14 protein-coding genes are annotated in these 12804 nt (G+C 69.8%); 3 read left to right on the top strand and 11 right to left on the bottom strand.

All coding sequences use genetic code 11. From position 1 onward, the window contains the following. Nucleotides 1–84: 84 nt before the first annotated feature. From HWX08_RS06130 to HWX08_RS06110, 5 genes are all read right to left on the bottom strand, one after another. Entirely contained in the window at nt 85–930 is an 846-nt protein-coding gene (locus HWX08_RS06130) for an ABC transporter ATP-binding protein (RefSeq protein ID WP_069259578.1), read from the bottom strand. A 40-nt stretch (nt 931–970) separates the two neighbouring features. Continuing rightward, complete coding sequence (locus tag HWX08_RS06125) at nt 971–1780, bottom strand: ABC transporter permease (protein ID WP_174922601.1); 810 nt, start codon at nt 1778–1780, stop codon at nt 971–973. Between the two features lie 35 nt (nt 1781–1815). Further along, nucleotides 1816–2658, bottom strand: coding sequence for an ABC transporter permease (locus HWX08_RS06120; protein WP_174922602.1), 843 nt, complete (start codon nt 2656–2658; stop codon nt 1816–1818). A gap of 13 nt (nt 2659–2671) precedes the next feature. Then, nucleotides 2672–3739 (bottom strand): ABC transporter substrate-binding protein, encoded by a 1068-nt coding sequence (locus HWX08_RS06115; RefSeq protein WP_174922603.1) that lies wholly within the window; start codon nt 3737–3739, stop codon nt 2672–2674. 236 nt (nt 3740–3975) lie between these two features. Then, complete coding sequence (locus tag HWX08_RS06110; RefSeq protein WP_069259582.1) at nt 3976–4962, bottom strand: ABC transporter substrate-binding protein; 987 nt, start codon at nt 4960–4962, stop codon at nt 3976–3978. A gap of 94 nt (nt 4963–5056) precedes the next feature. On the opposite strand from HWX08_RS06110, the gene HWX08_RS06105 reads away from it, so the two are divergent. Further along, nucleotides 5057–5299, top strand: coding sequence for a hypothetical protein (locus tag HWX08_RS06105; protein WP_174922582.1), 243 nt, complete (start codon nt 5057–5059; stop codon nt 5297–5299). An 87-nt stretch (nt 5300–5386) separates the two neighbouring features. Next, nucleotides 5387–6328: an AEC family transporter gene (locus tag HWX08_RS06100; RefSeq protein ID WP_174922604.1), complete on the top strand. Its 942-nt coding sequence runs from the start codon at nt 5387–5389 to the stop codon at nt 6326–6328. Between the two features lie 27 nt (nt 6329–6355). Here HWX08_RS06100 and HWX08_RS06095 read toward each other — a convergent pair whose 3' ends face one another. The 5 genes from HWX08_RS06095 to HWX08_RS06075 all read right to left on the bottom strand — a co-directional run bounded on the left by HWX08_RS06095 (nt 6356) and on the right by HWX08_RS06075 (nt 10995). Then, nucleotides 6356–6787 (bottom strand): DUF1090 family protein, encoded by a 432-nt coding sequence (locus HWX08_RS06095; protein WP_069259585.1) that lies wholly within the window; start codon nt 6785–6787, stop codon nt 6356–6358. Between the two features lie 162 nt (nt 6788–6949). Continuing rightward, on the bottom strand, nt 6950–8125 hold the full coding sequence (locus HWX08_RS06090; RefSeq protein ID WP_174922605.1) for a LysR family transcriptional regulator: 1176 nt from the start codon (nt 8123–8125) through the stop codon (nt 6950–6952). A gap of 61 nt (nt 8126–8186) precedes the next feature. Then, nucleotides 8187–8915, bottom strand: a complete 729-nt coding sequence (locus HWX08_RS06085) for an aspartate/glutamate racemase family protein (protein ID WP_174922606.1) — start codon at nt 8913–8915, stop codon at nt 8187–8189. Nucleotides 8916–8937: 22 nt separating this feature from the next. Continuing rightward, the gene (locus HWX08_RS06080; RefSeq protein ID WP_084636110.1) at nt 8938–10488 is read right to left on the bottom strand and encodes an NCS1 family nucleobase:cation symporter-1; all 1551 of its coding nucleotides are present in this window, start codon (nt 10486–10488) and stop codon (nt 8938–8940) included. Between the two features lie 252 nt (nt 10489–10740). Next, entirely contained in the window at nt 10741–10995 is a 255-nt protein-coding gene (locus tag HWX08_RS06075; protein WP_226240140.1) for a hypothetical protein, read from the bottom strand. 193 nt (nt 10996–11188) lie between these two features. On the opposite strand from HWX08_RS06075, the gene HWX08_RS06070 reads away from it, so the two are divergent. Continuing rightward, nucleotides 11189–11740: a DUF3005 domain-containing protein gene (locus HWX08_RS06070; protein WP_174923169.1), complete on the top strand. Its 552-nt coding sequence runs from the start codon at nt 11189–11191 to the stop codon at nt 11738–11740. 66 nt (nt 11741–11806) lie between these two features. Here HWX08_RS06070 and HWX08_RS06065 read toward each other — a convergent pair whose 3' ends face one another. Beyond that, nucleotides 11807–12571 (bottom strand): DUF4397 domain-containing protein, encoded by a 765-nt coding sequence (locus HWX08_RS06065; RefSeq protein WP_069259589.1) that lies wholly within the window; start codon nt 12569–12571, stop codon nt 11807–11809. Nucleotides 12572–12804: the final 233 nt, after the last annotated feature.

Genomic DNA, 12804 nt, shown 5'->3' with positions numbered 1-12804 from the left:
CCGATGATTCGTCACAACCTTAGCGTGTGCGCTGCGATGATCGATATGTGTCGTCATGCTGAACGAATCGGGGCGTCGCGCGTGCTACCACGCGAGCCGCCATTCGCCGATCCGGTGCGGGCGCGGAGTCTCGACGGGCGTGCCGCCCGGGCGATCGTCGCCCGGCGGGTCGCGGTCGTCGAAATCGGCGAGCACGGTGTCGCGCAACCGCGCGAACTCCGGCGAATCGCGCCGGCGCGGGCGCGGCAACGCGACGTCGACGATGCGCTCGATGCGGCCCGGGCGCGGCGCCATCGTCACGACGCGGTCGCCGAGATACACGGCTTCGTCGACGTCGTGCGTGACGAGAATCATCGTGATGCGCTCCTGTTCCCAGATGCGCAGCAGTTCGTTCTGCATCCGCGCACGCGTCTGCGCATCGAGCGCGCCGAACGGTTCGTCGAGCAGCAGCACGCGCGGGCGGTTCACGAGGCCGCGCGCGATCGCGACGCGCTGCGCCATCCCGCCCGACAGCTGGTTCGGATACGCGTGCTCGAAGCCGTTCAGCCCGACGAGCGCGACGTGATCGGCCACCGCGCGCCGCTTCGCGGCCGCGTCGAGCGGCGCATTGCGCAGCGCGGCCTCGATGTTTTGCGCGACGGTCAGCCACGGGAACAGCCGGTGATCCTGGAACACGATGCCGCGCTGCAGCGACGTGTCGCGCACGCGCTCGGCGCCGGCCCGGATCTCGCCCGCGTAGTCGGTGTCGAGCCCGGCGATCAGCCGCAGCAGCGTCGACTTGCCGCAACCGCTCGCGCCGACGATCGTCACGAATTCGCCGGCGCGCACGTGCAGCGACACGTCGTCGAGAACGGCGAGCGCGGCGCCGCGTTGTGCGTAGTGCTTGCTCACGTGGAGGATGTCGAGCGAATCGGAGGCGAGGGTCGTCATGGCGGCGCGAGGAACGTGGTGGCGGGAAAGGGAAGGGCGATCAGCGCGGCAGGTCGCCGCGGCGGGCCAGCACCGTGCGCTCGATCGCACGCGCGATCGCGTTCAGGGCCCAGCCGGTCACGCCGACGACGATGATCCCGAACAGCACGAGATCCATCCGGAACTGCTCGCTGCCGTCGATCAGCGTGTTGCCGATGCCGCTGCCGGCGACCAGCAGGTATTCGGCGCCGAGCGTCGCGAGCCACGAATAGATCAGCCCGAGATACAGCCCGGTGAAGATCGACGGCAGCGCGGCCGGCAGGATCACGTAGCGCACGAGTTGCAGCCGCGAGTAGCGCAGCGCGCGGGCGACGTCGACATACGCGCGCGGCACCGCATGAATGCCGTCGCAGGTGTGCGCGGCGACGGGCAGCAGCGCGGCGAGCGACAGGAACACGACCTTCGCGACGTCGCCGAGGCCGAACCACACCGAAATCAGCGGAATCCATGCGAACAGCGAGATCTGCTTGAACGTGTCGAAGCTCGGGCCGACCATCCGCGCCGCGACGCGCGACAGCCCGAGCGCGGCGCCGAGCAGCAGGCCGCCGGTCGCGCCGAGCGCGAAACCGCACGCTTCGCGCGCGAGCGACGCGGACAGCGCGCGACCGAGTGCGCCGCTCGCGGCCTGCGCCCACGCGGTGCGCAGGACGTCGGCCGGCCCGACCAGCAGCCCGCTGTTCACGAGATGCGCGGACGCGATCGCCCACCACAGCGCGAACGCGACGAGCGGCAGCACGAAACCGCGCCAGTCGGGGGTGTGCAGGCGGCGGGCGGCCGGCGGCGCAGCGTCTTGCGAGGCGGAATGCGTCACGGATGGGTCTCCTTCGATTGCGCGGGCAACGGCGTTCAGCCGCGGAACGCGGACGGCACGCCTCGGCGCAGGCGCGCTTCGAGCGCGTCGAGCAGCCGGTTGATCAGCAGGCCGACCGCGCCGACGACGATCACGGCCGCCATCACGAGGTCGAGCTGGAACAGTTGCCGCCCGTACACGATCAGGTAGCCGAGGCCTTCGGACGATGCGACGAGCTCGACGACGACGAGCGCGAGCCACGATTTCGTGAACGCGAGCCGCACGCCGGTCGCGAGCGTCGGGATCGCGGCGGGCAGCACGACGTACACGATGCGTTGCCGGCGCGTGTAGCCGAATATGCGTGCTACCTCGTCGAGCGCGGGCGGTGTCTGCCGAAACCCTTGCAACGTGCTCAGCGTGACGGGGACCAGCGCCGCATGCGCGATCAGCAGGTACTTGAGCGGCTCGCCGACGCCGACGAGCAGCAGCAGGAACGGCAGCCAGCCGAGCACCGGAATCTGCACGAGCGCGTTGAAACCGGGCAGCACGTAGGCTTCCAGCGTGCGCGACAGGCCGAGCGCGTCGCCGATTGCGAAGCCGAGCAGCGTGCCGGCCGCGAACCCGACCAGCACGCGCTGCAGGCTGATCAGCGTGTGGCGCACGAGGTCGCCGCTCGTCGCGAGATCCGCGAGCGCGTCGTACACGCGTTGCGGCGGCGGCAGGATCTGCGGCGCGATCCAGCCGCGCGCGCTGCCGACGCTCCACAGCACGAACAGCAGCGCGGGCAGCAGCCACGGCGCGAGCCGCCACGCCCACCGTTTCACGGCCGCCGCACGATGCGGCGGCGCGGCGAGCGCGGGGCGGCCGGACGACGCAACGGAAATCGCGGTGTCGCTCATCGGGCGGTCCGGGTCAGGAAAGCGGTTTGCCGGCCGCGTCGTAGCGCTGCCAGTAGTTTTCGAGCTTCAGCGTGCGCAGCGCGTGGTCGAGATACTTCGGCTCGAACCAGCCATCGACGTTCACCGGCTGGCGGATCAGCTTCAGCGCGAGCGCATCCTGCGCGACGGACTTGTAGCGCGCGACGAGGAACGGATCGATCAGCGGCGACAGGCGATCCTTCAGGCGCTGGTTCGCATAGTCGGCCTGCCACGATGAAACCGGCACGCCGCTCTTCGCCCACAGCCGGAACAGCGCATCGCGGTTCGCTTCGTCGGACGACCATTGCGCGCCCTTCACGAGTGCGTTGACGACACGCTGCACGATGTCCGGATGCGCGCGCTCGAAGTCGTCGAGCACGAGCAGGTGAGTCTGGCGCGTGAGCTGCGGGCCGTCGTTCTGCGATTCGTAGATGATCTTCGCGAGCCCCGCGTCGCGCAGCTTGTAGAGCTGGTAGTCGCCCACCGATGCGTCGATGCCTTTCGACGCAAGCGCGGCGAGCGCGCTCGCGGAGTCGAGGTTGATCACGCGCAGGTCGCGTTCGCTCAGGCCGTTCCTCGCGAGCGCGTTGTCGGCGACGAGCTGCAGGTTCGTGCCGCGGAAGATCGACACGCGGCGCTCCTTCAGGTCCTTGATCGAGCGGATCGCGGAGTCGGGCGGTACCGCGATCTTGACGCCCGAGCGCACGCTCGCGGCGAGCAGCAGGCGCGTCTTGATCCCGTTCGCGCGCGCGAGCACGGCGGGCAGGTCGCCCTGGTACGCGAAGTCGAGCGCGTTGTTCGCGATCGCCTCGTTGACGGCCGGCCCCGCGCCCTTGAAGAACAGCCACTGCACCTTGATGCCGTCGGCCGCGAACTCCTTTTCGACCAGCTGCTGCAACTGCGCGGTGGCGGCGCTCGATCCGCCGAACGTCGGCGGATCGCCGGTGCCTTGCTGGGCGACGCCGATGCGGATGGTGGTGACGGGGTCGGCATGCGCGGCGGCGGCCGGCAGCGCGAAGAGGGACGCGATCAGCAGCGATCGAAGCAGGCGCAGTGGAAGCATGAATCGATGGGTCCGGAACGTTGGAAAACGAGGCCGGGCGTGAGCCCGTCGGCGCATTCTCGATCACGTGCCAAGGCCGGACAAGAAACGATTTGAACTATGCTTATCGCGGTGGGCCGGGTGACGATACATGCGGCGCCGGAACGTCGCCCGTGCGGCGGCGCATGACGGCCCGGATGCGTTTCATCTCGACGCACACCGGGGCGGCAGTCGTCGTCGGCCGCACGCCTTCCCGTTCACGCGGATACGTTCCGGATCGCGATCGATCCGACATCGACGCGCCGCGGCAGGATCGCGTCGGCCGCCGCGCGGTCGGCGACACGCTGCAGCACGTCGATGTCCGCGCTGCTGACGCTGCGCTGCGCGAGCGCGGCCCGGTGCGTGATGTCGGAGGCCGCGTCGGGCGGCAGGCGCGTGAGCGATGCATAGACGCCCGCATAGTCGGCCGGGTGCGCGAGCGCCCATTGGCCCGCGCGGGCGAGCCGCGCCAGCACGTCCGCGAGCGCCGCGCGCTTCGCGGGATCGTCGAGCGTGTCGACCGGCGACGTGAGGAACGCCAGCCCGGAATTGATGCCGCTGCCGTCGCGGACGATGCGCGCGCCGCGTCGTACTGCATGCCCGTAGTACGGATCGAACGTTGCCCAGATCGCGATCCGCTTCGCCTCGAACGCGGCGAACGCGTCGACGGGCAGCACGAAGCGCACGTCGACGTCGCGCGGCGCGAGGCCGTGTTCGTGCAGCGCGCCGTACAACTGGTACTGCGAGATGCTGCCGCGCGCGGACGACACGACGACGGTTTGCCCTTTCAGGTCGGCGACGGTGCGCACCGGCGAATCGGGCTGCACGACGATGCCGAGCGATGCCGGCGAGCCGACCCGCGTCGCGACGATCCGCAACGACGGATCGCCGAGCGCGGCCGTCAGCACGGGCAGGTCGCCGGCCGGCGCGAGATCGATCGCCCCCGCGCGCTGCGCCTCGAACAGCGGCGCGGCACCCTGGAAATTGGCCCAGCGGAACCGGTAGCGCGTGCCGTCGAGCACGCGCGCGGCTTCGGCGAGCGCGCGCAGGCCGCCGGCCTGGTCGCCGAGCACGAGCGTCACGCCCGACGGGTCGGCGGCGGCCGCATGGGCGGGGCGGGCGATGCCGCCGGCGAGCGGCGCGGCGGCGAGGGCGGCAAGACGCTGCAGCGCGCGGCGGCGCGCCGCAGCGGAAGAGGGGTTCATCGGCGGTGGGTCCTCGGTGATCCGCGCGCAAGGCGGCGCGGCTGCCGGGCAGGTTACGAAATCGGTTTCCGGCCGACAAACATCGAATCGTGCAATGCATATTCCGTATTCGCGCGGCGACGGCTGTCACCGCCGATACGGTCGATACGGCCGCTGTCGCCGCACGTGGGCGATTCACGCGGCGTCTTGCCCGGCCGCCGGCACGTTCGCGCAGGCAGCGCCCGTCGCGTTCGCGAGCGGGTTCGCCGATGCGCCGACGGTGAGCGGCGTACTCGCGCTCGTCACCGCGCGCGTTGCATACAAGTTGCTTACGCAACCGATGCGCGACGGCGCGTGACGAACCGGCGCACGCACGCCGTGCATTGGACGCGCTTGCCCGGAACCATTAAGCTGGCGCGTTCCGGTTTCACGTAGCGTATTCAAGATGTCATCGACGATCGAGATTCTGTTGCCCGTGTTCGGGCTGATCGCGGCAGGGTTCCTGTGCCGCCGGCGCGGCGTACTCGGGCCGGCGGCGGCCTCGGAACTCAACCGGTTCGTCGTGTGGCTCGCGCTGCCCGCGCTGCTGTTCCAGATCATGGCGCACGCATCGTGGCCTCAGCTGTATCAGCCGGCCTTCGTCGCCACGTTCGCGCTGACCTGCGCGCTCGTGTTCGCCGGCGTGCTCGCGTGGCGCCTGTTCGCGGGGCGCGGGCTCGCCGATGCGAGCATCGATGCGATCGCCGCGTCGTATCCGAACACCGGCTATCTCGGCTTCCCGCTGTGCCTGCTCGCCTTCGGCACCGACAGCCTCACGCCGACCACGATCGCGACCATTCTCGTCGCGTGCGTGCTGTTCGCCGGCGCGATCGTGCTGATCGAGATCGGGCTGCAGCGCGACCGTGCGCCGCTGCGGCTGATGGGGAAGGTGGTCGGCGCGCTGCTGCGCAACCCGCTGATCGTCGCGCCGCTGGCCGGCGTTTGCGTGTCGGCCGCGCAGGTGCCGCTCGGCGCGCCCGTCGACACGTTCCTGAAGCTGCTCGGCGCGGCCGCGAGCCCGTGTGCGCTCGTCAGCCTCGGGCTGTTTCTCGCGGAGAAGCGCGACGCGTCCGGCGCCGTGCCGCGCGGCAGCATCGCGCTGACGGCGGTGAAGCTGTTCGTGCAGCCGGCGCTCGCGTGGTGGCTCGGCGTGCGCGTGTTCGCGCTGCCGCCGGTCCTCGCGCAGATCGCGGTCGTGCTCGCCGCGTTGCCGACCGGCACGGGGCCGTACATGCTGGCCGAGTTCTACGGGCGGGAAGCGCACGTGACGTCGCGCACGATCCTGTTGTCGACGCTCGGGTCGATCGTGTCGCTGTCGGTGCTGCTGGCGCTCGCGCGGCACGTCTGACGCGACCCACCGCCCGAGCGCGTCACGTCAGCGTGTCAGCGCGTCGCGGTCGGCCTGCGCGGCGTGCAGGTCGCGCGTGGCGTCGCGCAGCTTCTGCTGCTTGTCGGCGAGCTTGCGCTGCGCGTTGCTCAACTTCTTCGCATCGCCGCGTGCTTCGGCGTTGTGGATGCGTGCCTTCGCGTCCTCCACGTCATCCTGCGCACGCTGCAGATCCCGCTGTTTGTCGACCACCTTGCGTTCGGCGCGCGCGAGCTGGCCGGCGTCCGTGCAATGGGTCTTGATCTGGTCGAGCGCGGCCTGCTGGCGCATCGCCTGATTGGCATTGCCGAACCGCTTCGCGGTGTCGATCTGCGTTTGCAACGCGCGGATGCGCGTCGCGCAGTCCTGCGTTTCGGCGAACGCGCCGGTGCTCGCGAGCAGCGCGACCGGCACGGCCAGCGCGATGAGTGCCTTCTTCATGCGGTTTTCCTCGATAGGGCGCGACGGGCATCGTCGATGCCGATGTCCATTCGCCAGTGTGCGAGGCGTCATTCTGACGATACGGTGCGGGCCGGGTAAATAGGACCGGTCTGACAGCGCGTTGCTGTCGCGCGAATCGTCGCGGCGTGCGGGCGTCGACGGTCAGTGCGGCTTCGTCGCGCCGCGATGGATGCGTGCCGCATGGGCGACGCGCGCCGGGTGTGACGCACGGCAATGTGTCGCCCGCCTGCGGCGCGTGCGCCGCACGGGCTCCGGTGTATCGGCGGCGGGCGGCGCGGTTGGTCGGCTATCCGCATCGGCAGCGGCGGCGGCCACCGCGGCGACGGCCGGCCGCATCGCGTCGGCGTCGAGCCACGCGCGCGTCGCTTCGGCGATCAGCCCGCGCAGCCAGCGCACGCCTTCGGTGCATTCTCCCGCTTCGTTCCAGGTCATCCGGTACACGATGTCCGGCGGTTCGGCCGGCAGCGCGACGGCGGCGAGCGGCAGCAGCTTCGCATAGTGCCGCGCGAGCCGGTACGTGGTGGTCAGGAGCATGTCGGTGCGCACGAGCGCATGCGCGGCGAGTTCGAAGTGCGGCAGCGTGACGACGATCCGCCTTTGCAGGCCCACGCGTTCGAGCTGCCGGTCGATCGCGCCGGACGCTTCGAGCCACGACGGCGTCGGGCACAGCTGCGGCGCTTCGGCAAAATCGGCCGCCGTCAACGCGCCGCGCCGCGCGAGCGGATGCGTCGCGCGCATCAGGCACACGATACGATCGTCGAACAGGTCGTCCTGCCGGAAGCGCGACGCGCGCGCCGGGTGATTGTCGATCACGACGTCGAGTTCGCCGTCGGCCAGCGCACGCTCGTCGTCGAAGCCGTCGCCGAGCGGATGGAACACGAGTTGCGCGTTTGGCGCGCGTTCGCGGAACAGCGCGACGAGCTTCGGCACGAACAGCACGTTCAGGTAGTCGGGGCAGCCGATCCGGTAGGTACGCACCGACGTGCGCGCGTCGAACGTCGGCTGCTGGATGCGGATGAAGTCGATCACGCGCAGCGCGTTGCGCAGCGGCTCGATCAGCCGCGCGCCGAACTCGGTCGGCACCATCCCGTAGCGGCTGCGCACCAGCAGCGGATCGCCGAGCAGCGTCCGCAGCCGCTTGAGCGCGGCGCTCGTCGCCGGTTGCGACATGTTCAGGCGCACGGCCGCGCGCGATACGGTGCGCTCGGTCAGCAGCACGAGCAGGATGCGCATCAGCCGTGCATCGAGCACGTCGAGCGCGCCCGCGGCATCGGCCGCGGCGCGGGGCAGCGCGGCCGGGTCTAGCGGGTCCCGCATGCCGATACGCGTCCCGGCGACGCGATGCCCGAGTGCGATGCGGGGGCGGGCCGGCCGCGCATCATTTTGCGAAGGTGCCCGGCCAGCCGACGATCCGCTTCGCGCGCGGCGGCGCGTACGTGCGGACCTTCGACGTCTTCAGTTTCAGGCGCACCAGCGACTCGGCGAGCGCGACCGCGGCCGACACGCCGTCGACGACCGGCACGCCCGTGCATTCCTCGATCTGCCGGTCGAGGCCGGCCATCCCGCCGCAGCCGAGGCAGATCACTTCGGCGTGATCGTCCTTCACCGCGCGCTCGGCCTGGCCGACGATCGATTCGATCGCGCGGGCCGGGTTCTCTTCGAGTTCGAGCACCGCGAGGCCGCTCGCGCGCACCGACGCGCAGCGCGCGTCGAGCCCGGCGAGCTTCAGGCGGTCCTCGATCAGCGGCACCGTGCGGTCGAGCGTCGTCACGACCGAGTAGCGGTGGCCGAGCAGCATCGCGACGCTCGCGGCCGCTTCGGTGATGTCGACGACGGGCACCGTCAGCAGCTCCTGCAGCCCTTCGCGGCCGTGTTCGCCGTAGCCGGCCTGGATCACCGCGTCGTATGGCTCGTCGTAGCTCAGCACGCGATCCATCACGGCGATCGCCGCGAGGTAGCTCTCGAAGTTGCCTTCGACCGACTCCGCGCCGAAGCGCGGCGTCAGCCCGACGATCTCCGTGCCCGGCGATGCGGCGGCCTGCGCCTGCGCGGCGATCGCATCGGTGATCGACTCGGTGGTGTTGACGTTGACTACCAGGATCCTCATTGCGACTCCGTATGCGGGTGTTTCAGTGTCGCGCGCAGGCGACCGCGATGGATTCGCCCGAACGCTCGTCGTATTGCCGGTTGCGATCGGCCGTCAGCCAGTACACGCTGCCCGCGATGGCCGCGCCGAGCAGCCACGAGAACGGCGTCATCGCGCTGAACGCGGGCACGACGGCGAGCGTGATCGAGATCAGCGCGGACGGCACGAGCGCCGCGAGCGCCTTGCGGTTCACGCCGCGCGTGTAGAAGTAGGCGCCGGTCGGCGCTTCCGTATAGAGATCGGGCACGTTCACGCGCTGCTTGCGCACGAGCCAGTAGTCGACCGTGATGATCCCGTACAGCGGGCCGAGCAGCGCACCGAGGCCGGACAGGAAGTAGACGATCACGATCGGGCTGTTGTACAGGTTCCACGGCAGGATCAGCACGGCGATCGTCGCGCTGATCAGGCCCGCGCGGCGAAACGACAGGCGGTGCGGCGCGAGGCTCGTCAGCACGAAGGCCGGCGCGACGAAGTTCGCCATGATGTTCACCGCGACCGTCACGATCAGGAACGCGAGACAGCCGAGCACGAGGAACAGCTTGTTCGGCACCGTCGCGATGATTTCGGTGGGGCTGTGGATGATGTGGCCGTTCAGCTTGAACTGCGCGCCGGCGAGCACGAAGCTGATCGTCGCGAACACCAGGATGTTGACGGGCAGGCCCCAGAAGTTGCCGACGCGCACCGTCTTCGCGCTCGGCGACGAACGGGCGAAATCGCAGAAGTTGAGCACCAGCGTGCCGTAGATCGCGAGCCACAGCGAGCCGCCCGCGAACACTTCGGTCCACATCCGGAAGCCCGTCATCGGCTTGCCGATCGACATCGCGAGATGGCCGCCCGTGCGGCTATACATCCACGCGGCGAGCGACAGCGTCGTGACGAGGATCACCGGGCCGGCCAGCCCCTCGTACTTGCGGACCATCTCCATCCCGTACGTGAGGATGCCGATCTGCACGAGCCAGATCGCGACGAACGTGACCCAGCCGAGCGTCGACAGCCCGAAGATCGCGTTCTGGTCGAATGCGGCGAGGCCCGGCCAGATCGCGGTGAGCAGCACGCGCAGCACGACCGACGCGAGATAGGTCTGGATACCGAACCATGCGATCGCGATCACCGCGCGGATCAGCGCGGGCAGCAGCGCGCCGTAGATGCCGAAGCTCATGCGGCTGATCACCGGGAACGGCACGCCGGTCTTCTGGCCCATGTAGCCGGTGAGGTTCATGAAGCAGTACACGAGCATCGCGCCGATCGCGAGCGACGCGAGCATCTGCCAGCCCGACAGGCCGAGCGCGAACAGCCCGATCGCGAACGAATAGTTCGCGATGTTGTGCACGTCGTTGGTCCACAGCGCGAAGATGCTGTAGCGGCCCCACGTGCGGCCCTCGGCCTTCGTCGGCGCGAGGTCGGGATTGTGCAGCCGCGGGCTCAGCGCGGGGTCGCGCGCGGCCGAATCGGTTCGATGCGATGCGTCGTCCGCGCGGGGCACGATGCCCGCGCGGTGGGTGGCTTCCAGTTGCACGCCGTTGTCTCCTTCCATGTGCGGGGCGCGAAACCGGCAGCGTGGGAGCGCTGCGCCGGCCCGGCCGCCGTGGACGTTATGTCTCGGATTTGTTCCCGAGTATGGGTGGGCGCCATCATGATGGGAAATTAAATATTCCGTTGGGGGGTATTTGAAAAATGAATGGGGCGCGTACGGCCGGGTGGACGACGGGCGGCATGCGGCTTGCTCGCCGACAAGTTCCATCCACATCGACATCAGCGGAGGTGTCATGCAGCGATATTCCATTCGTCACGTATCGCGAGCCGTCTTCGCCGGCATCCTGATTGCGGGCCTGGCGGCAGGCGCGGGTTGCCAGAAGAAGAACGACAACGGTGCCGCGAGTTCCGACTCGGGTGCGAGCGGCATGTCGGCCGCGCCGTCCACCGCACCGTCGGCTATGCCGAGCAGCGGCGCGATGGGCAGCAGCGACAGCGGCGCGAGCATGCCGGGCGCGGCCTCCGCGCCGGCCGGTGCGAGCGGCGGCTGACGCGCGGTTCGCGGCACGGGCGGCGCCGGCTGCGCGCCGGTAGATTCGCCGCCCGTTCGAGGGCCGTGCAGTGCCGGCCGGGCACGCGCGCCGGCCGGCGTGCGTGCGCGCGGCCGTGCGCATGAAGGATTTGCAAGAATCGTTGTAGCGATTTCCGGACCGGCGACGCCCGCATGAAGCCGGCGTTCGCCGGCCGGGCAAGGAGGTGCGATGCAGAACGCGGAATCGAACTCAACCCCGGAAAAGCAGCGCGAACAGATCGAGAAGAGCCCGGTAAAGACGCCGGCGGCCGGCGGCGACATGCCGGATGCGGCGACCCAGGCGGCGGAGGTCGCGCAGCGCCCGCTGACGCCCGAGGCGATCGCCGGGAAGATGCCGACGGGCCTGCCGCCGATCGACGTCGACGCGCATGCGGTCGACAGCGGTGACCCGGTGCGCCGGGCCGCCGGCCGGATCGTCACGCTCGACAACGCGAACATGGCGATGACCGACAGCACGGTCGACGTCGACGGCAAGGGCCTCCAGGCGCGCAGCGGCGCGTCGGAACGGCAGGACAACGTGATCTATTCGAATGCGTCGCTCGACGACGCGGTCGACACGCCGGACCAGGGGCTCGGCGGAATCGAGAGCCGGTCATCGGGCAACCTGCCGCAGATCGCGACCCGGCCGGGCTGGCGCGTGCGCCACGTCGGCGACGTCGATGTCGAGCACGGCAGCAGTACGCGCGCCGAGCACGTGATCCGCTTCGAGCGGACCGATTGATACGGAGGTCGAACCATCGAGGCGGCCGGTGCCGAGCGCACCGGCCGCCTCGACCGTTTCAGGCCCTTACTGCGGACCCAGTTCCTGCGCGGACGTATCGGCGTCGTTGCCCTGCGCGACGAGCACGTGAATGTCGTTCGGCGTCACGTCGCCGACCCCGCCGGACGGAATCGTCAGGAGCAGCCAGTCGGCATTGTTGTTGATGTTGACCGGCGCGGTCTTGAGGATCGGCGTCTTGCTGCCGGCCGTCGTGACGATCACCTGGTAGCTGCCGCCGTTCAGGTAGACCGAATCCTGCGTCGACGCCGGCACGGCGTTCTGGTACGCGGTGCCCGCCATCGTCGGGCTCTGCGTCGTGATGTCGGTGCCCGGCGGCACGACGTACACGTCGACGTTCTGCGCATTCGGCGATGCGTTGAAGCTGCGCACGCGCGCCTTGTCGGACAGCAGGCCCTTGTCGTACGGATCGTCGATCACCGAGATCAGCGACGTCGTGCTCGGCAGCGCGATCGTCGTGTAGTGGTGGCCGTTCGCCGCGCTGAACGATTGCGAGGCGACCGTCGACGTCGTGCCGGACACATCGTAGCTGGCGTTCTGCGTGCCCGAATCGACGTCGTGATAGCGCGTCACGCCCTTGTACGCGATGCCCGACTGGTCGAGCTTCGCATTCAGGTAGTAATCGAGGTTCGGCCCGGCCGGGACCGCGTTGATGAAGCGCGCCTGCGGCTTCGAGATACCGAGTACCGTGCCGGCGTCGTTACCGTCGCCGCCACATGCCGCGAGTACGGAAACGACCGAGCACAGGGCTACCAGCGTTCGTATTGATTTCATGTTGTCCTCTCGTTCAGGGAGCCTGCTTGCGATGCGGGGTCGCCGCGCGAAAAGTCGCGCGGGGCGCAACGCCGGTTGAGGGAAGGATGGCTGTCCGCCGGATCGGCGGGCGCGTGGATGGCGCAAGCGGTGTGCCTGCACGGCGCGGGGCGGCGAGAAAGTGACGAGGCGGGCGACGGGAAGCGGCGGCGGGACGCGCGCACGCGCCGTCGGAGCGCGGCGCGTGGGGGGGC

The sequence above is a fragment of the Burkholderia metallica genome (genome assembly GCF_902832845.1).
Taxonomy (GTDB): domain Bacteria; phylum Pseudomonadota; class Gammaproteobacteria; order Burkholderiales; family Burkholderiaceae; genus Burkholderia; species Burkholderia metallica.
Note: the sequence above shows the minus strand (reverse complement) of the source record. Positions and strands in the feature narration are given on the sequence as shown.